This window comes from Streptomyces sp. NPDC059169 (assembly GCF_042755225.1).
Lineage (GTDB): Bacteria > Actinomycetota > Actinomycetes > Streptomycetales > Streptomycetaceae > Streptomyces.
The window spans coordinates 317,688-337,266 of record NZ_JBHZCF010000002.1; the positions used below are offsets into that span (position 1 = coordinate 317,688).

13 protein-coding genes are annotated in these 19,579 nt (G+C 71.3%); 5 read left to right on the forward strand and 8 right to left on the reverse strand.

Annotated elements, in window-relative coordinates; translation table 11 throughout:
• Window positions 1–150: 150 nt before the first annotated feature.
• The 5 genes from ACFXOM_RS05290 to ACFXOM_RS05310 all read right to left on the reverse strand — a co-directional run bounded on the left by ACFXOM_RS05290 (window position 151) and on the right by ACFXOM_RS05310 (window position 6,384).
• A complete protein-coding gene (locus ACFXOM_RS05290; protein ID WP_384929769.1) occupies window positions 151–1,386 on the reverse strand; it encodes an ABC transporter substrate-binding protein in 1,236 nt (411 codons plus the stop codon).
• A gap of 410 nt (window positions 1,387–1,796) precedes the next feature.
• Entirely contained in the window at window positions 1,797–2,189 is a 393-nt protein-coding gene (locus ACFXOM_RS05295; RefSeq protein WP_384944240.1) for a hypothetical protein, read from the reverse strand.
• A 611-nt stretch (window positions 2,190–2,800) separates the two neighbouring features.
• Window positions 2,801–3,247: a hypothetical protein gene (locus tag ACFXOM_RS05300; RefSeq protein WP_384929764.1), complete on the reverse strand. Its 447-nt coding sequence runs from the start codon at window positions 3,245–3,247 to the stop codon at window positions 2,801–2,803.
• A gap of 302 nt (window positions 3,248–3,549) precedes the next feature.
• The gene (locus tag ACFXOM_RS05305; RefSeq protein ID WP_384929763.1) at window positions 3,550–4,041 is read right to left on the reverse strand and encodes a PaaI family thioesterase; all 492 of its coding nucleotides are present in this window, start codon (window positions 4,039–4,041) and stop codon (window positions 3,550–3,552) included.
• Window positions 4,042–4,104: 63 nt separating this feature from the next.
• Window positions 4,105–6,384 (reverse strand): FdhF/YdeP family oxidoreductase, encoded by a 2,280-nt coding sequence (locus ACFXOM_RS05310; protein WP_384944239.1) that lies wholly within the window; start codon window positions 6,382–6,384, stop codon window positions 4,105–4,107.
• Window positions 6,385–6,563: 179 nt separating this feature from the next.
• Here ACFXOM_RS05310 and polA point away from each other — a divergent pair, with 179 nt between their 5' ends.
• Window positions 6,564–9,248, forward strand: coding sequence for a DNA polymerase I (gene polA, locus ACFXOM_RS05315; RefSeq protein WP_384930350.1), 2,685 nt, complete (start codon window positions 6,564–6,566; stop codon window positions 9,246–9,248).
• Window positions 9,249–9,752: 504 nt separating this feature from the next.
• Here the strand turns inward: polA and ACFXOM_RS05320 are convergent.
• Window positions 9,753–10,625 (reverse strand): DUF4184 family protein, encoded by an 873-nt coding sequence (locus ACFXOM_RS05320; protein WP_384929757.1) that lies wholly within the window; start codon window positions 10,623–10,625, stop codon window positions 9,753–9,755.
• A 224-nt stretch (window positions 10,626–10,849) separates the two neighbouring features.
• Here ACFXOM_RS05320 and ACFXOM_RS05325 point away from each other — a divergent pair, with 224 nt between their 5' ends.
• The 3 genes from ACFXOM_RS05325 to ACFXOM_RS05335 all read left to right on the forward strand — a co-directional run bounded on the left by ACFXOM_RS05325 (window position 10,850) and on the right by ACFXOM_RS05335 (window position 13,911).
• A complete protein-coding gene (locus tag ACFXOM_RS05325) occupies window positions 10,850–12,577 on the forward strand; it encodes a lytic murein transglycosylase (protein ID WP_384944238.1) in 1,728 nt (575 codons plus the stop codon).
• A 185-nt stretch (window positions 12,578–12,762) separates the two neighbouring features.
• Window positions 12,763–12,900 (forward strand): SPW_0924 family protein, encoded by a 138-nt coding sequence (locus ACFXOM_RS05330; RefSeq protein WP_384929752.1) that lies wholly within the window; start codon window positions 12,763–12,765, stop codon window positions 12,898–12,900.
• An 18-nt stretch (window positions 12,901–12,918) separates the two neighbouring features.
• Complete coding sequence (locus ACFXOM_RS05335) at window positions 12,919–13,911, forward strand: DUF3068 domain-containing protein (RefSeq protein WP_384929749.1); 993 nt, start codon at window positions 12,919–12,921, stop codon at window positions 13,909–13,911.
• 62 nt (window positions 13,912–13,973) lie between these two features.
• On the opposite strand, the gene ACFXOM_RS05340 is transcribed toward ACFXOM_RS05335, so the two are convergent.
• Entirely contained in the window at window positions 13,974–16,634 is a 2,661-nt protein-coding gene (locus ACFXOM_RS05340; protein ID WP_384944236.1) for an ATP-dependent RNA helicase, read from the reverse strand.
• Between the two features lie 98 nt (window positions 16,635–16,732).
• Entirely contained in the window at window positions 16,733–17,536 is an 804-nt protein-coding gene (locus ACFXOM_RS05345) for a class I SAM-dependent methyltransferase (RefSeq protein WP_384929743.1), read from the reverse strand.
• 372 nt (window positions 17,537–17,908) lie between these two features.
• Here ACFXOM_RS05345 and rpsA point away from each other — a divergent pair, with 372 nt between their 5' ends.
• Window positions 17,909–19,405 (forward strand): 30S ribosomal protein S1, encoded by a 1,497-nt coding sequence (rpsA, locus tag ACFXOM_RS05350; protein ID WP_384929741.1) that lies wholly within the window; start codon window positions 17,909–17,911, stop codon window positions 19,403–19,405.
• The last annotated feature ends 174 nt before the right edge of the window (window positions 19,406–19,579 follow it).

Here is a 19,579-nt window from a genome sequence, read left to right on the forward strand (position 1 = left end):
GAGGGGGGAGGGGCGGGGGGTGGTTTGTGGGGGCGGTTGTTGCAAGCCATGGCCTGGGGGGGGGGTGGGGGAGGGAACCCGGGGGGGGGGTTTTTTTTCCCCCCCCCCCCGGGCTGGGTCATGTGATGCGGGTGGGCTTCTGTGGTGTGATCAGTCTTCGAACGTGGCGCTCTTGACGTCCGTCCAGTCGGCGCCCTTGACGGTGTAGACGGTGAGCTGCTTGTTCGTCGTGTCGCCGAACTCGTCGAAGGCGACCTTGCCGGTCACACCGTCGAAGGAGACCTTGGACATCGCCTCGGTGACCTTGGCGCGGGCGTCGGTCGGGACCTTGCCGTCGTTGGCCGAGACGACCGCCTTGACGGCCTGGATGATGGACCAGGCGGCGTCGTAGGAGTAGCCGCCGTACGCCGCGTACGGGTCCTTGTAGCCGCCGGCCTTGTAGTCGTCGATGAACTTCTTGGCGGTCGGGAGCTTCTCGACGGGGTAGCCGACGGAGGTGGCGAGGTCGCCGTCGTTGGCCTCACCGGACGCCTTGATGAACTGCGGGTCGTAGATGCCGTCGCCGCCCATGGTCGGGATCTTCGCCCCGGCCTTCTTGACCTGGTCGGAGAGGAGGCCGCCCTCGGGGTACTGGCCACCGAAGTAGACGGAGTCGGCGCCGGAGGCCTTGACCTTGTCGGCGGTGGAGGAGAAGTCGGTCTCCTTCACCGTGACGTGGTCGGTGCCGACGACCTTGCCGCCCAGGCGCTCGAACTCCGCGGAGAAGATGGCGGCGAGGCCGGCGCCGTAGGTCTGCTTGTCGTCGACGACGAAGACCTTCTTCTTCTTGGCGTCGTTGAAGAGGTACTGGGCGGCGAACTTGCCCTGGATGACGTCGGTGGTGGCGGTGCGGAAGTACGTCTTGAACGGACGCTTCTTGTCCCCCTTGCCCCAGTTGTCGCCCTGGGTCAGTGCCGGGTTGGTGTTGGCCGGGGACACCTGGGTCAGGTTGGCGGTGTTGAAGACGCCCTGCATGGACTGGGCGACACCGGAGTTCAGCGGGCCGACGACGCCGAGGACGTCCTTGTTGCCGACGAGCTTGGTGGCGTTGGCCTGGCCGGAGGCGGGGACGGCCTGGTCGTCGAGGGCGTCGACCTTGAATTCGACCCCGGGGACCTCGTTGTTCTTGTTCGCGGTCTTGACCGCGAGGTCAACGGAGTTCTTGATGCCCTGGCCCAGGGCGGAGAGCGAACCGGTCAGCGGTGCGTCGACACCAATGACGACGGTCGTCTTGCCGCCGCTGTTGCTGTCGCCACCCTTGTTGCCGTCGCGCGACCCGCAGGCGGTGAGGGTGAGTGCTCCCGTGGTGATCACGGTGGTGAGGATGAGCAAGGAACGGTGTCGCACGCTGAGTCCTTTCCCTGGCACGGCTGCCTCATGGGTGAGGGGCCGTTTGGTTCGCCGGGCCGTACTGGTGAAACGGTTGCCGTGCTAGCAGACGCGCCCGGCGGCGCGGTGACTGGCGGTGACTCTAAGCCGCTCTGGCGGGCGGGCGGGAGCAGGGAAGGAAGGATGTGACTGTCTTGTTATGCCATCGCGTGGTTGTTGCGCGCAGTGTGTGCAGATAGGGCGATTGAATAAACGCTCGTATAGACCACATGCTGCGAAATTCCCCTGTTCAACTCAGGAGTATCAGGGGAAATTGGTCCTGACAGTCGCGTTCCCGGACGGCGTTCGGTGTGGCCGGTTGTGGCTTTCCTGCGCGGCCCGCCTCTCGATCGGGTGAAAGCTACGCACGGTGACATCGGACACGGGTGTCAGCTATTCGGACGCCAGTTTTCGGAACTCCCCGTAGCGCCGTTTGCGGATGCGCAGCGTTTTCGGGCTTGATCGTCGATCAGTCGCAGGGCTGCGGGGCGGCCGCGCCTCCGCTCCTCGACGCGACCCGCGGCCAAGACGTCGTCGTGGATGACGAGCTGCTCGTTGGACAGGCCCTTCTGCTCCCAGTCCAGTCCTGCGTACTTCCCTCCCGTGAGGGCTTCACGGGCCCAGTAGGAGACGAGGGCGGTGCAGACGTCGGCGGGGGCGGAGGGGTGGGCGGATGGTTCCGCAACGGTCCTCCCGGTTGTGGGGGAGGTGGTGCTGCAGGCACTGCCGAGAGCCGTGAGAAGGGTGAGGAACGTGAGGGCGCGAGGGCGGAAACCGGACATGGCCGCCAACCTCCCTTTGCCTACGGAGAGTTGGGAAAGCGTTGTGGTTCCTCCACTCTACGGGGCGGGTCTGCCCGCGGCGCGGGCCGGAAGGCTCTTTTTCTGCAAAACCCCTGGCGGGCCCGGGGGTTCCACCGGGTCGGTTTCCCTCGCTTGGTGGGCTTCAGGGGGGGTACTGCCGGATACGTGCCCTCTGGTTCCGAATGCATGTATGAGTGGAAGGTCGATCAACTGCCGTTCTTTTCCCGGAAGATGTCCGGGTGATGGGTTTAACCCTCCGGTTCGGAGGGGAAGCGGTGCGGTTCTGGACGGTGAATCCGGAAATCCGCACCAGGGGTGAATTGCCGGCCGCACGCGCGGACGACCACCGGTCCGGGGCGCCGGCCCGTTGTCTTCCGCCCACGGGCTACGCGGGGAAAATCCAGCCGCCGGCGCCGGCCTCGTCCCCCTCCGTGGGCGGTTCGGTGGGGCTCCGGTCCGCTCTGGTCCGCTGCGGTGGAGGCGGTGCGTCGGCGGGGGCGGGCGCCGGCGAGTGGGAGTGGACAGGTGGGTGCGTTCCGGGCGGCGTCCCGCGCTGATCACTGCCGCCTGCGGGGGCATTCCGGGGCCCGTCAGGGACAGAGCGTCCTTCGGAGCGCGGAGTTGATCCGCTTGCCGGTCGCCTCCGTCACCGGCCGGGCGTCGTTGCCGAACCGCTGGGCGGCGGTCCGGTCGGGGTCGGCGCCGCCGCCGTGCAGGGATCGGCACTGGTTCCGGCCCGCGTCGACCGCCTTGTCCTCGTCCGTGACGAGCGCGGGGTCGATGGCACTGAGCGCCTGGAGGTACTTCTGGCGGTCCGGACCTGTGGGCTCCGCCGGGATGCCCGCGGCGGCCCGGGCGGAGGACGGTGCCGGGGCGGCGGGTGCGGGCGAGGTCACGGGCGAAGTCACGGTCGTGGCCGCGGGGCTGCTGGTCGTACGGTCGGCTGCTGGTCCATCCGCGGCCTTCTCTCCGCTGCTCCCGCAGGCGGTGAGGGCGAGCGCGCAGACCAGTGGGGCGGCTATGAGGCGAGTACGCATCGGGTCATGATGCGCGCCGGCTGGTTGCGGCGTCCGTCGGAACGCCGGAGGCCCACCGGTTCGGGTGAGATCTCCTGCGACCGGTGCCCCGGGGGCCGCCCCCGTGAGAGAGGGGTGCTCCGGGCCGTGGGCGGGGCCCTGGGAACCGCCCGGCCGCGGTGGAGCCCCTGAGCCTCCCGGCGTCCGGTCCCCGGCCGGTGTCCGGCCGGTCGGACTTCGTGCGAACGGATCGGTCCCGTCCGCGTCGCCGCGGACCGGCGCGGCGGTGCGCCTCCTGCGGCCGGCGCCTCAGGGGCCGCCCGTCAGCGGGTGGCGCCCGGGACGTGTTCCGCGTCCTGGGGGCGTGCGTCGCGCAGGAGGCAGGTCAGGCGGGCCGTGCAGACCCGCTTGGCGTGCTCATCGGTGATCACGATCTCGTAGGTGGCGGTGGAACGGCCGCGGTGCACCGGGGTGGCCACCCCGGTGACCTGGCCGGATCGCACGCCGCGGTGGTGGGTGCAGTTGAGATCCACCCCGACGGCGATCTTCGTGCTGCCGCCGTGCAGCATCGAGCCGACCGAGCCGAGGGTCTCGGCGAGGACGGCGGACGCGCCGCCGTGCAGCAGCCCGTACGGCTGGGTGTTGCCCTCGACCGGCATGGTGCCGACGACGCGGTCCGCGGACGCCTCGGTGATCTGCACGCCCATGCGCGTCCCCAGGGTCCCCGCGGAGAAGAGGGCGGCAAGGTCGACGCCGAGCGCCGCGTACTCGTCGAGGACCTCTTGCGGGAACTTCACCGTCGTCTGCTCGCCCATGGGCTCGGCTCCGATCGTGGTACGTGTCTGGCTGTCCTGGGTGCCTGTCGCCTGAGCGAACGCTTAGGCGGACGGTGATTGTTCCAGACGTACGACCACGGACTTGCTGGCGGGGGTGTTGCTGGTGTCGGCGGTGGCGTCCAGCGGCACGAGGACGTTGGTCTCCGGGTAGTACGCGGCGGCGCAGCCGCGCGCGGTCGGGTAGTGCACCACCCTGAATCCGGGTGCCCGGCGCTCCACGCCGTCCTTCCATTCGCCGACCAGGTCCGCGTAGTCACCGTCCGCGAAGCCCAGTTCCGCAGCGTCCTCGGGGTTCACCAGGACGACGCGACGGCCGCCCCTGATGCCCCGGTAGCGGTCGTCCAGGCCGTAGATCGTGGTGTTGTACTGGTCGTGGGAGCGCAGGGTCTGCAGCAGCAGCCTGCCCTCCGGGAGCTCCGGGTGCTCCACGGGGGCGGCGGTGAAGTTCGCCTTCCCGGTGGCGGTGGGGAAGCGGCGCTCGTCGCGGGGGGCGTGCGGGAGGGTGAAGCCTCCGGGCCGGGCGATCCTGGTGTTGAAGTCCTCGAAGCCGGGGACGACGCGGGAGATGCGGTCGCGGATCGTCGCGTAGTCGTGCTCGAAGTCCTCCCACGGCGTCCCGGACCCCGGACCGAGGACGGCGCGGGCCATGCGGGCGACGATCGCCGGTTCTGAGAGCAGGTGCGGGCTCGCGGGCGGCAGGTTGCCGCGCGAGGCGTGCACCATGCCCATGGAATCCTCGACGGTCACGAACTGTCGGCCGCTCCCCTGCACGTCCTTGTCGGTGCGGCCGAGCGTGGGCAGGATCAGGGCGCGTGCGCCGGTGACCGCGTGCGAGCGGTTGAGCTTCGTCGACACGTGCACGGTGAGCCGGGCGCGGCGCACGGCGGCTTCGGTGACCTCGGTGTCCGGGGTGGCGGCGACGAAGTTGCCTCCCATGGCGAAGAAGACCTTCGCCTCCCCGTCGCGCAGCGCGCGGATGGAGCGGACGACGTCGAGGCCGTGCTGCCGGGGCGGCGCGAAGCCGAACTCCTTCTCCAGGGCGTCGAGGAACGCCGGTGCGGGCCGTTCGAAGATGCCCATGGTGCGGTCGCCCTGCACGTTGGAGTGGCCGCGCACGGGGCACACGCCGGCGCCGGGACGACCGATGCTGCCGCGCAGCAGCAGCAGGTTGACGATCTCCTTGATGCTGACGACGGAGTGCTTGTGCTGGGTGAGGCCCATCGCCCAACAGGCGATCGTGCGCCGGGAGGCGAGGATCATCCCGAGGGCCCGTTCGATGTCCCGGCGATCGAGCCCGGTCGCGGTGAGGGTCTCGTCCCAGTCGGTCTCCGCGGCTGCGGTGGCGAAGGCCGCGTAGCCGTGGGTGTGTTCCCGTACGAAGTCCTCGTCGACGCCGCCGTCCGCCTCGATGACCAGCTTGTTCAGGAGACGGAACAACGCCTGGTCGCCGCCGATGCGGATCTGGAGGAAGAGGTCGGTGAGCGCGGTGCCCTGGAGTATTCCCTGGGGCGTCTGCGGGTTCTTGAACCGCTCGAGCCCCGCCTCGGGCAGCGGGTTCACCGAAATGATCTTCGCGCCCGACTGCTTGGCCTTCTCCAGGGCGGACAGCATTCGCGGGTGGTTCGTGCCGGGGTTCTGGCCCGCGATGATGATCAGATCCGCCTGGTGCAGGTCCTCCAGGGACACGCTGCCCTTGCCGACGCCCAGTGTCTCGGTCAACGCCGAGCCGGACGACTCGTGGCACATGTTGGAGCAGTCGGGCAGGTTGTTCGTGCCGAACTCGCGGGCGAAGAGCTGCAGCAGGAACGCCGCCTCGTTGCTGGTGCGGCCCGAGGTGTAGAAGAGCGCCTCGTCGGGGGAGGACAGCGCCGTCAGCTCCTCCGCGACGATCTCGAAGGCGCGCTCCCAGGTCACCGCCTCGTACCGGTCGGCGCCCTCCGGGAGGTACACGGGCTGCGTGATGCGGCCCTGCTGGCCCAGCCAGTACCCGCTGCGGGAGGCCAGGTCCGCGACCGGGTGCGCGGCGAAGAAGTCCGGGGTGACGCGGCGCAGCGTCGCCTCCTCCGCCACGGCTTTCGCGCCGTTCTCGCAGAACTCGGCCACGTGCCGTTTGTCACCCTCGGGCCACGCACAGCCGGGGCAGTCGAACCCGTCCTTCTGGTTGACCTTCAGGAGGGTCCGCGCGGTGCGCGCCACCCCCATCTGCTGCCGGGCGATCTTCAGGGTGTGCCCGATCGCGGGGAGGCCGGCCGCGACGTGCTGGGGCGCCTCGACCTGCGGTGCGTCCTGGACCGGGTCACCTGCGGGCGGCTTGCTGGCCATCGTGCTCCCCTTTGAGCGCGTATCCGTTCGTACACAACCGATCCTGTCACGCGTGATGGCCGCCGGCCGACCCCCAGGTGCAGCGGACCTCGCTGTCGGTGGTCCGTGGCAGGATCGTCATCGTGGCTGAGACAGCGTCGAAGAAGACCCCAGAGGAAACCCGTCCGCGCCTGCTCCTCATGGACGGGCACTCCCTGGCGTACCGGGCGTTCTTCGCCCTGCCCGCGGAGAACTTCTCGACCGCGGGCGGGCAGACGACCAACGCCGTCTACGGCTTTGCGTCGATGCTGGCGAACACGCTGCGCGACGAGGCGCCCACGCACTTCGCCGTGGCCTTCGACGTGTCCCGCAAAACGTGGCGCTCGCAGGACTTCCCCGAGTACAAGGCGAACCGCTCGTCGACCCCGGACGAGTTCAAGGGGCAGGTCGAGCTGATCGGCGAGCTGCTCGACACCATGAACGCGATGCGCTTCGCCGTGGACGGCTTCGAGGCGGACGACGTCATCGCGACCCTCGCCACCCAGGCCGAGGCAGCCGGATTCGAGGTGCTGATCGTCACCGGCGACCGGGATTCCTTCCAGCTGGTCTCGGACCACGTGACTGTGCTCTACCCGACGAAGGGCGTCTCGGAGCTGACGCGCTTCACCCCCGAGAAGGTCCGGGAGAAGTACGGACTGACCCCGGCGCAGTACCCGGACTTCGCCGCGCTGCGCGGCGACCCGTCGGACAACCTGCCGGGCATCCCCGGCGTCGGTGAGAAGACGGCCACGAAGTGGATCAACCAGTTCGGTTCGTTCGCGGAGCTCGTCCAGCGTGCCGACGAGGTGAAGGGGAAGGTCGGGCAGTCCCTGCGCGACCACCTGGAGTCCGTCAAGCTCAACCGCCACCTTACCGAGCTGGTACGTGACGTGGAGCTGCCGAAGACCGTCACCGACCTTCAGCGCGCCCCGTACGACAGGACCGCGTTGAAGGGGTTCCTGGAGGTCCTGGAGATCCGGAACCCGAGCCTGCGGGAGCGGTTGCTCGCGGTCGACCCCGGTGCGGCGGAGGAGGAGCCCCCGGCGCCGGAGGCCGGCGTCGAACTCGACGGCAGTGTGCTGGGCGCCGGCGAGCTGGCCCCGTGGCTGGAGCAGCACGGCGGTCAGCCGCTCGGCGTGGCCACCGTAGCCGCGTGGGCTCTGGGCGTCGGCAGCGTCAGCGAGATCGCGCTCGCCACGGCCGGGGGGCCGGTGGACGCCGAAGGCCGTGGCGGAGGCAAGGCGGCCTGGTTCGACCCGACCCGGCTCGACGAGTCCGACGAGCGGGCCTTCGCCGCCTGGCTCTCCGACCCGGACCGCCCGAAGGTCATGCACAACGCGAAGGAGTCGTTGCGGGTCTTCCCCGAGCACGGCTGGCGCATCCAGGGCATCACGATGGACACGGCGCTCGCCGCCTACCTGGTCAAACCCGGCCGCCGTTCCTTCGCGCTGGAGGCACTGTCCGTCGAGTACCTGCACCGGGAGCTCGCCCCGGCGGCCGCCGACGGGCAGCTGGCGTTCGGCGCCGACGAGCAGGCCGAGGCCGACGCCCTGATGGCGCAGGCCCGCGCGGTCCTCGACCTGGGGGAGGCGTTCGGCGGGAAGCTCGCGGACGTCGGCGCGGCCGAGCTGCTCCACGACGTGGAGCTTCCGACGTCCCTGCTGCTGGCCCGGATGGAGCGGCACGGGATCTGCGCCGACCGCGCCCACCTGGAGGCGATGGAGCAGCAGTTCGCCGGTGCGGTGCAGCAGGCGGTGAAGGAGGCCCACGCTTCGGTGGGCCACGAGTTCAACCTCGGCTCGCCCAAGCAGCTTCAGGAAGTCTTCTTCGGTGAGCTCAACCTCCCCAAGACCAAGAAGACCAAGACCGGTTACACGACGGATGCGGACGCGCTGGCCTGGCTGGCGACCCGGACCGAGCACGAACTGCCGGTGATCATGCTGCGCCACCGTGAACAGGCCCGGCTGCGCTCCACGGTCGAGGGCCTGATCAAGACGATCGGGGGCGACGGCCGGATCCGCACCACCTTCAGCCAGACGGTGGCGGCGACCGGGCGGCTCTCCTCCACCGACCCGAACCTGCAGAACGTGCCGGTGCGTACGGACGAGGGGCGTGCGATCCGTCGGGGCTTCGTCGTCGGCGAAGGCTTCGAATCGCTGATGACCGCCGACTACAGCCAGATCGAGCTGCGGGTCATGGCCCACCTCTCGGAGGACGAGGGCCTGATCGAGGCGTTCACCTCCGGCGAGGACCTGCACACCACCGTGGCCTCCCAGGTGTTCGGCGTCGAGCGGTCCGCGGTGGACGCGGAGATGCGTCGCAAGATCAAGGCGATGTCGTACGGGCTGGCGTACGGCCTCTCGGCGTTCGGCCTGAGCCAGCAGTTGAACATCGAGGCGTCCGAGGCGCGGGCGCTGATGGACACCTACTTCGAGCGGTTCGGCGGGGTGCGGGACTATCTGCGCCGGGTCGTGGACGAGGCACGGGCCACGGGCTACACGGCCACGATGCTCGGTCGTCGTCGTTACCTCCCGGACCTCAACAGCGACAACCGGCAGCGCCGTGAGGCGGCCGAGCGCATGGCGCTCAACGCCCCGATCCAGGGCACGGCCGCGGACATCGTCAAGGTCGCCATGCTGCGTGTCGACGGTGCCCTGCGGCAGGCCGGGCTGAACTCCCGGATGCTGCTCCAGGTCCACGACGAAATCGTGCTGGAGATCGCCCCCGGCGAGCGCGACCAGGTGGAGGAGCTCGTCCGCCGGGAGATGCCGGCGGCGGTGGAGCTGCGGGCGCCCCTCGACGTATCGGTCGGTGTCGGCCCCGACTGGGAGTCCGCGGCCCACTGAGCTGGTGACCGGGGGCGGAGTGTCCCGCCCTCGGCCACTCCGCCCGTCCGTCCGGGAGTGGGGCGCCCGCGCCGGCAGGGCTCCCGGCCGGCACGGGCGTGGTGCACCATCGCCGTCGTCGACGTCCTGATCCGCGTGGCCACGGATGTTCGTCGCCCACCGCCGCGGGCGTCCGACGGACCGGGCGGGGACGGCGTATGACCGGACGGTACCGCCGCGCGCCTCCCCGGATGCCGCGGCCGGCCGGCTGGGACCAGCCGATCGCGCGACGTGCGTCGGGTCCGCCCTGTGGCGTCGTACGCCGGACCCCGGGGGCGCGGCGGGACCCGTGCCGCGCGACGCCGAGCGGCCATGGCACCGGACCGGCCGCCCGGTCCGGTCCCGCGCCCGGGTGATCACCTGGTGCCCCGCCCGTCCTCGGCCCGGGACGGTGGCTGCGGTGTCCGCACGGACGTCCGATCCGTGTCGGGTGCGCGGTTCGCGACGGATCACCGTGGGGGCAGGTCAGGAGACGCCGGTGCGGTCGGGCGCGGGGCGCTCGGTGGTGTCGCCGCCGGCCGTGAGCGCCCCGTGCCGCATCCGGAGCCGCACCGCGGCCGCGTACAGGACGACTCCCAGTACGAGGCCGGCGCCGGCACCGAAGCAGATCGTCGGGATGATGTCGACGGGGTTGTTGATCCGGCCCGGTCCCCAGTAGCGGTAGAAGCGCACGCAGCGGTGGGCCGTCCCGGCGAGCACGCACACGCCCAGCAGCGCGGCGGCCGTGCGCCTGCCGGAGGTCCCGATCACCGGTACGCACGCGGCGGGCGGGAGCCCGGCCGGGACCGACCGCAGTGCCGAGATCGTGAACCAGACCAGCGCGAACATGGCCAACGCCGAAGTGCCGTACTGCACATAGGTGTAGAGGGGGAATCCGGCGACCATCTCACCGAGGGCCGGCACGGTGCGCGTGCCCCAGCGGTCGAAGTGGGTGAAGCCGTCCCACACGATGTGCGTGCCCGCGCCGATGACCGCCGAGACGTAGAACCACAGAGCGACGACGAGAGGTGGCCGGTCCAGCCACCGGCGACCCTTCAGGACGGCGTGCACCCGCCCCTGCCATCCGGTGGGCAGCAGCGCCAGCAGGGGGTCGCGCGCCATGAGCCAGAGCCCCACCAGCGCTGCGGAGATGAGGACATCGACCGTCAGCGCCCCCAGCGGCCCGTGCGTTACCTCTCCGAACTCCATCCCGCCCGGGACGACGCTCGCCGCGAAGTACGTCATGTCGGGTGAGAAGGAACCCGCGATGAGTGCGGAGGCGAGCAGCGGACCGTGTGCCGTGCCGTCCCGGCGGACGCCGGGCAGGACCGCTGCGGCATGGCTGAGTGTGAACGGCATGGACGTCCCCCGTTGCAACCGGATTCGAATAAGAGCGCCCAGTATGCGCGATGTTGATCGTTCGGCCGGGGAGCGGGACGTTGTGCCGGCCGTGACGGATCAAGATATGAATATCGGGTGAGTTGGCCGGGGTTCCTGTGCTCCGGGGTCGTCCCGTGCCGTAATCTCACCGGAAGAATCGCGCGGGGAGCGCGAACGGCCGTCGACGGGGAGGAAACAGACGTATGGCAGCGCAATTCGGCCGCCGACTGCGCAAGGGAGCCACCACGACGGCGGTGGCAGCGGCAGCGGTGGCCGCACTCTCGGCATCCCAGGCGCCGGGTGTGACGCCTGCCACGACGGGTGCTGACGGAGGGCAGGCGGCCGACACGGGCGTACCGCCGGGCGGCTCGGCCACCGGCAATTCCCCGTACCACACGGATCTACCCCCGCTCAACTCCCCGAACAAGCCAGGTACTTCCCCGCAGCTTCCCGTGGTGACGGGCCCCGCCGAAGCAGGCATACCGGCCACCGTGCTCGCCGCGTACAAGCAGGCCGAGCAGGGCATCGCGAGCTCCGACCCGGCCTGCCACCTCCCCTGGCAGCTGCTCGCCGGCATCGGGAAGGTGGAGTCGGGCCAGGCGAGCGGCGGCCGGGTCGACGCGGCCGGCACCACGCTCACCCCGATCCTCGGGCCGATCCTGAACGGCGTCGGCTTCGCGAACATCTCCGACACCGACAAGGGCGCCTACGACCAGGACGCCGTCCACGACCGGGCCGTCGGCCCCATGCAGTTCATCCCGAGCACCTGGGCGACCTGGGGCCAGGACGCCAACGGCGACGGCCGCAAGGACCCGAACAACGTCTACGACGCCGCCCTCGCCGCCGGGAAGTACCTGTGTGCCGGCGGACGCGACCTGTCGCGGCAAGCCGACGTCGACAAGGCGATCCTGAGCTACAACCACTCGCGGGAATACCTGCGGACGGTCATGTCGTGGTTCGAGTACTACCGGCGCGGCACGCACCAGGTCCCGGACGGTAGCGGTGCCCTGCCGACCGCCCCCGTCAGCAGCGGATCCGGTTCCCGCACCCCGTCCGTCGCACCCGTGGTACCCGGCCCCACGTCCACGCCCGCGCCCCACAAGCCCAGCAGCGGCACGCCCGGTACGGCGAAACCCGGTACCACGTCGCCCCCGACGCCCGCGAAGCCGACAAACTCAGCGAAGCCCGGTGGTTCCCCGAAGCCGACGCCGTCGACCCCGCCTCCGCCCCCCTCGCCCACCCAGACGGTGTCCCGGATCGAGGAGGTCGCGGACACGCAGCTCACCGCGGACGCCGGAACCGACTTCACGGAGCGGCTCGCGATCAGTGCCAGGAACGGCCTGGGCAAGCCCGTCGCCGAGGCCGAGCTCCTCTTCGCGATCGTCGGTGACACCGACTCCCGGTTCGCCGGCGGCACGACGGCCGTGGTCGCCCGCACCGGTGCCGACGGGGTGGCCGTCGCCCCGGTGCTGACCGCGGGGGAGAAGACCGGCTCGTTCACCGTCCGGGTCACCGTCGTCGGCCGTGCCGTGGCCGGGCTCAGCCACACCGCCACCGTCACCCCGCGCCGGGCGGACGTCCTGGTGCGGAACGGTGACGAGGAACTGGCGGCCCTGCCGGGGGCCGAGTTCGCCGACCGGGTCGAGGTCAAGGCCACGTTCAAGGGCGCGGCGGCACAGGGGGTGGCGGTCACCGCCACGATGATCGCCTCCGCGGACGACCCGACCGAGAACACCCAGGGCCCGTACTTCGAGAATGCGGACGGCGAGCCCGTCCGCACACTGAAGGAACTGAAGACCGGAGCCGACGGCGCACTCGTCCTGCCGAAGCTCTTCGCCGGCGAGCAGACCGGTACGTTCCTGCTGCGCCTGACCGCAGAAGGCGGCGCGACGCTGACGGTCGAGCTGACGGTGACCACCCCGGCGGCCTGACGCCGCCCGGTGCTCCCGACGCGCGCCCCTCCGCTACTCCCGCGGAGGGGCGCCTCTCGTGTGCGGGGCCCCCGGTGGCGCGGCGCCGGCGTGAAACGTGTTCTCATCTCACGACCGCGTTGCTACGGTGCCCCCGCTCCAGGAGTTCTGACGTCGCATCAGATCCATGTTCCGGGAGGCCGACCATGCGCGCCCTCGTCGCAGCCGCCGCCGGGCTGGCACCCGTGCTGCTCGTCGTGCTCCTCATCGCGGTGCTGGACGTCCCGCCCGGGGAGACGTCGCCCAAACCCTTCTACACGACCGTCCCCGGCCCCAAGAAATAGCGGGAGGGACCGGCCGCCATGCGTCGCCCAGCCAGCCTCGTGCTCCTGGCCTTCGCCGTCTTCTTCGCCGCACTCGCACCGGTGCTGCGCTGGTACGCCTTCCCCAGGCTGGCGAAGATCCCCGCGGACCAGTACCAGGAGGTGGTCCTGGAGGCCAAGCCCGCGATCCTGCTGCAGTACGACACCATGCAGGCGAAGCAGGTGGCCGGGGTCACCATCGTGCAGACCCTGAAGGGGAACGTCGAGGAGTCGGAGAAGATCGAGCGCGACGCGGGCCGGGACGTCGTCGTCTGGGACTCGCTCTCCCACGTCCAGGGCCCCGACGGGAAGCTGGTCTCCCAGATCCCCGAGCGCTACATCTTCGACGCGCACACGCAGGCGCCGGTGCACGCCGCCGGCGAATCCGTCGACGGCGACGCGGTGCGGCGCGACGGCATCGAGTTCAAGTGGCCCTTCCTGACCGAGAAGCGGGACTACGAGTACTTCGACGCCCAGACGCGAACCTCCGCCCCCATCCGCTACCAGGGGACCAGGACCTTCCGCGGCCTGGAGGTCTACTACTTCGAGCAGACGATCCCCTGGACCAAGGTGCCCTACCCCAAGAAGATGCCGATACCCGGCATCGACGCCACGACCCTGGAACAGCAGACCGGCACCACACGCTGGTACACGACCCGGCGCATGTTCTGGGTCGAGCCGGTCACCGGCGCACCCGTGAACGGCGAGGAGATCCACCGGGAGGAACTGCGCGGGGGCACCCTGCTCGGCGGCCGGGACAAGGTCACGGCCTTCGCCGGGCACGTGAAGATGCGCGAGGACTACGTCGCACACACCGTCGACCTGGTGGCGGCCAACCGTGTGCTGGTGCTGCTGCTGGTCTCCTACCTCCCGAGGAGCTTCCTGGTGCTGGGCAGTGGCCTGCTGGCGCTCTCCCTGTGGCTGGAGGCGCGCGCACGGCGCCCGCACCGCGCGTCGACAGCGGAGCCCGAGGCTGGATCGGTCGGCGCCTGACCGAGCCGGTTCGCCTGGCCCCGGGCCGGGAGACGCCGCCGACGACCGGCACGGACGCAGGATCAGCGCTTGACCCCGCGCGTCGGCTCCGCCGCCATCGGGTCCTCCGGCCAGGGATGCTTCGGATAGCGGCCGCGCAAATCCGCCCGCACGGCCCGGTAACCCTCCTGCCAGAACGACGCGAGGTCCGCGGTCACGGCGGCGGGGCGCCCCGCGGGGGACAGCAGGTGGACGAGCACGGGAACGCCCGCCAGCCGGGGCGTCTCCCGGAGCCCGAACAACTCCTGCAGCTTCACGGCCAGCACGGGCTGCTCGCCGGCGTAGTCGACCCGGATCCGCGAGCCGCTCGGCACCGTGAGGCGCTCCGGGGCGAGCTCCTCCAGCCGGGCCGCGTCACCGGTCGCCCAGGGCAGCAGGCGTTGCAGCGCCTGACCCGCGTCGATGCGGGCCAGGTCCGCCCGGCGCCGGGAACGGGAGAGCTCCGGCTCGAGCCACTCGTCCGCGCGCGCCACGAGCGCCCCGTCGGAGACGTCCGGCCACGGTTCGCCCAGCACCCGGTGCAGGAAGCCGAGCCGCTGACGGAGCGCTCCGGCGTCCCGGGACCAGGCGAGCAGCCCGGTTCCCTCACGCCGCAGCCCTTCCAGCAGCGCCGCACGCACGAGGCCGGCGCCGGCTTCCACGAGCGGCCGTACCGCGAGCTCCACCGCGCCGAGCCGTTCCACCCGCCGGGCGACGACGTCACCGTCCTCCCACTGCACCTCCTCGCCGCGGGACAGCAGGTGCGAGGCGGCACCGCGGGCGGTGTCCTCGTCCACGACGGCCGCGAGTCGCACGCGGGCCGATGCGGCGTGAGGCGCGCGGTCCGCGACCGCCACCGCCAGCCAGGGAGCGGTGCGCAGCCGCGACCCCTCACCGAGCTCCGCGCCGGTCCCCGAGACCATCAGGTAGGCCGTCTCGCCCCGGGCGCGGGATACCCGTTCCGGGAAGGCTAGTGCCGTGACGAACCCGGCGACGGTGTCGTCCGAGAGCCCGTCGCCCGGACCCCGGTGGGCGGTACCGGGCGCGGGTGCCCCCGTGCGCGTGGGCGGCGGGGTCGCGGCCCCGATGGCACCGGGACCGCCGTCCGGTGGTCCGCAGGGCGATGGAGCCCGCCCTGAGCGGGGCGGGCGGGCCGACGGCGGCGTGGGCGCGGACGACGTCCCGGACAGGGCCGACGCCAAGCGACCCGCCTCCGCGCGCCAGCGCGCGCCGTAGGAGTCGCCGCCCCGGCGTGCCGTGCGCCAGGCGGCCGCCAGGTCGTCGCCGTACTCCCGCGGCGGCTCTTCGCTCAGCAGGGCCACCACCTCGGCGGCCCTGCGGGTCCCCACTTCCGGCGCGCCGTCCACCAGGGCGCGGGCGAGCCGGGGGTGCAGGCCGAGACGCGACATCCGCACGCCCCGTTCCGTGACCGTGCCCGACGGACCGACCGCGCCGATGGCCTCGAGGACCGAGCGGGCCGCGGCCATCGCGCCGGCCGGTGGCGGGTCGAGCAGGGCGAGACCGGAAGCGTCCGGGTCGCCCCAGCACGCCGCGTGCAGTGCGAACGCCGTCAGGTCCGCGACCTGGATCTCCGGCGCGGGGAAACGCGGCAGTCGTCCGTCTTCCGCCTCCGACCAGCAGCGGTACACCGTGCCCGGGGCCTCGCGGCCGGCCCGGCCCGCCCGCTGGCGCCCGGCCGCCTGCGAAGCGCGCACCGTCGTGAGCGAGCCGAGGCCCCGTGCGTGGTCGGTGCGCGGCTCACGGGCGAGCCCCGAATCGACGACGACGCGCACCCCCGGCACGGTCAGCGACGACTCGGCCACCGACGTCGCCAGGACCACTCTGCGGCCCCGGCCAGGTGACAGCACCGCGTCCTGCACCGCGGCGGGAGCCCGCCCGTGCACCTGCAGGACCTCGGCATCCACCTCGCCGAGCAGGCCCGCGACCCGCGCGATCTCCCCGACCCCGGGCAGGAAACACAGCACGTCACCCGGGCGCTCGGCCAGCGCCCGCCGGACCACCGACGCCACGTGCACCATGAGGGCCGGGTCCACCCTCATGCCGTGCGGCGGCCGTACTGCACGGGCGGGCGGGGCCCACACCACGTCGACGGGGTGCACGACCCCCGCGGCCTCGACCACCGGGGCGTTCCCGAGCAGCCGGGACCACCCCTCTGCGTCCGTGGTCGCGGACGCCGCGACCAGCCGCAGTTCGGGCCGCAGCGTTCCGCGTACGTCGAGGAGGAACGCGGCGACGGTGTCGGCGTCCAGGTGCCGCTCGTGGCACTCGTCGAGGACCACCGTCGTCACTCCGGCCAGCTCCTGGTCGCGCTGCAGCCGCTGCAGCAGCACCCCCGTGGTGACCACCTCGACGACCGTCTCGCGGGACACCGCACGCTCGCCGCGCACGGTGAACCCGACGCGGCCGCCGACGCGTTCCCCGAGCAGCCACGCCATCCGGCGAGCCGCTGCACGGGCCGCGATGCGGCGCGGTTCGGCGACCAGGATCCGTCGGTCTGCCGCGGGACCGCCGCTCGCCCCGCGAGCGCCGCCGGCCAGCCCGCCGAGTGCGAGCGGTACGAGGGTCGTCTTCCCGGTGCCGGGCGGGGCGCACAGCACTGCCGTCCCGCGCGCCTCCAGGGCTCGCTCCAGGGCGGGCAGGGCGCCGCGTACGGGCAGCCCGGCGAGTGCGTCTTCGCGGATCACGTTCCGCCCCCTCGATGTCGTCGCCTTCGGTCCGGCCCTGCCGGGGACGCGCCGTCGTCCCGTTCCGGGGCCCGGCCCCGTCCCGTGTGCGGGGTCCCTCAATCCCGCACGCAGACGAAGATCGCCGTGCCCGGGATCAGGTTCCCCCGGAGAGGGGACCAGCCGCCCCACTCCTGACGGTTCCAGGACGGCCACTCCGGCTCGACGAGGTCCACGAGCCGGAAACCGGCCGCCACGACGTCCCGCACCCGGTCGCCGATCGTCCTGTGGTGTTCCACGTAGACGGCCCGGCCCTGCTCGTCCTGCTCGACGTACGGCGTGCGGTCGAAGTACGAGGCGGACACGCCGAGCCCCTCGGGTCCGGGATCGTCGGGGAACGCCCAGCGGAAGGGGTGCGTCACGGAGAAGACCCAGCGGCCGCCGGGCCGCAGGACCCGCCGCACCTCGCGGAACACCCGCACGGGATCGGACACGAAGGGCACCGCCCCGTACGCGGAGCACGCGAGGTCGAACGAACCGTCCGCGAAGGGCAGTGCGGCGGCGTCGGCCTCCACGAGCGGGAAGTCGCCGCCGATCCTGAGGGCGTGCTGGAGCTGCCGGTGCGAGAGGTCCAGGGCCACGGGGTGCGCCCCCTGCGCCGCGAGCCAACGGGAGCACTGCGCTGCACCCGCACCGATCTCGAGCACCGAGCGCCCCCTGAGGGATTCCGCGCGCCCCAGGAGTCCGGCGTCCGCCTCGTCCATGCCTTCGGGCCCCCAGACGAAGCGGTCGTCCCCGAGGAACGACCCGTGCTCGCTCTGGTACTCGTCCGCGTTCCGGTCCCACCAGCCACGACTCGCCCGGCTGCTCTCCGTGTCGCCGGCGTGACGCCTGGTGGCTTCCGGTTCGTACTCTTGGATCATCTCGCCCGTCGTTGTACGTTGCTGGAACCTCGCACGGAAGCGCCGCCGACGTGTCGCGGAAGGGCGAGGTGCGGCCACGATGGCCTCGGCAAACCTTAGTTGTGCCGAGTATGCGGTGTTCCGCCCCGGGTGGGGGCCTTCGCGCATTGACCGTGCCCTGCCGCCCCCGTATGCTAAAGGTTGCGCTGCGGGCTTGCGCGCCTCAGACGGAGCAGGCCGCGCTCGCATCTGTTGTATGTCCCCTCGGTTGTCGAGGCGCCATTCCTCCCGGGTTGGCGCTTCCTTGGCTGTCCGGCTTCTTCAGCTGCGATTACGGGCTCACGGCGTAGCAGTACCTACGACTTCAATGTCCGTACCGGAGCCCTTTCCCACATGACGAGCAGCACCGAGACCACCGCCACCACCCCGCAGGTTGCGGTCAACGACATCGGTAACGAGGAAGCTTTCCTCGCCGCGATCGACGAGACGATCAAGTACTTCAACGACGGCGACATCGTCGACGGCGTCATCGTGAAGGTCGACCGGGACGAGGTCCTGCTCGACATCGGTTACAAGACCGAAGGTGTCATCCCGAGCCGCGAGCTCTCGATCAAGCACGACGTCGACCCCAACGAGGTCGTCGCCGTCGGTGACGAGATCGAGGCCCTGGTCCTCCAGAAGGAGGACAAGGAAGGCCGCCTGATCCTCTCGAAGAAGCGCGCCCAGTACGAGCGTGCCTGGGGCACCATCGAGAAGATCAAGGAAGAGGACGGCATCGTCACCGGTACCGTCATCGAGGTCGTCAAGGGTGGTCTCATCCTCGACATCGGCCTCCGCGGCTTCCTCCCGGCCTCCCTGGTCGAGATGCGCCGCGTCCGCGACCTCCAGCCGTACGTCGGCAAGGAGCTCGAGGCCAAGATCATCGAGCTGGACAAGAACCGCAACAACGTGGTCCTGTCCCGCCGTGCCTGGCTGGAGCAGACCCAGTCCGAGGTCCGCCAGACGTTCCTCACCACCCTCCAGAAGGGTCAGGTCCGCTCCGGCGTCGTGTCCTCGATCGTCAACTTCGGTGCCTTCGTGGACCTGGGTGGCGTCGACGGTCTGGTCCACGTCTCCGAGCTGTCCTGGAAGCACATCGACCACCCGTCCGAGGTCGTCGAGGTCGGCCAGGAGGTCACCGTCGAGGTCCTCGACGTCGACATGGACCGCGAGCGTGTCTCCCTGTCGCTGAAGGCGACGCAGGAAGACCCGTGGCAGCAGTTCGCCCGCACGCACCAGATCGGCCAGGTCGTCCCGGGCAAGGTCACCAAGCTGGTTCCGTTCGGTGCGTTCGTCCGCGTGGACGAGGGCATCGAGGGCCTGGTCCACATCTCCGAGCTGGCCGAGCGCCACGTGGAGATCCCCGAGCAGGTCGTCCAGGTCAACGACGAGATCTTCGTCAAGGTCATCGACATCGACCTGGAGCGCCGCCGGATCTCGCTGTCCCTGAAGCAGGCCAACGAGTCCTTCGGTGCCGACCCGGCGTCGGTCGAGTTCGACCCGACCCTGTACGGCATGGCCGCGTCCTACGACGACCAGGGCAACTACATCTACCCCGAGGGCTTCGACCCCGAGACCAACGACTGGCTCGACGGGTTCGAGAAGCAGCGCGAGGAGTGGGAGCGCCAGTACGCCGAGGCGCAGCAGCGCTTCGAGCAGCACCAGGCGCAGGTCATCAAGAGCCGCGAGGCCGACGAGGCCGCCGCTGCCGAGGGTGGCCAGGCCGCTCCGGCCGCCGCCGGTGCCACCGGTGGTTCGTACTCCTCGGAGTCGGACGACAACTCCGGCGCCCTGGCGTCGGACGAGGCCCTCGCCGCCCTGCGCGAGAAGCTGGCCGGCGGCCAGAGCTGACCGCTCGCCGCTAGGCAGTAGTTCGTAGCCGAGGCCCGCCTCCCCACCGTGGGAGGCGGGCCTCGGCGCATGTGCCGGTCGTGTTGCCGAGGCGACCGGGGCCGAGGGGGACGGCACGCCGTCCGGCTTGTCGCGGCGAACGCCGTGGTCGCGCGGTACCGGGCCGCGGGGGAC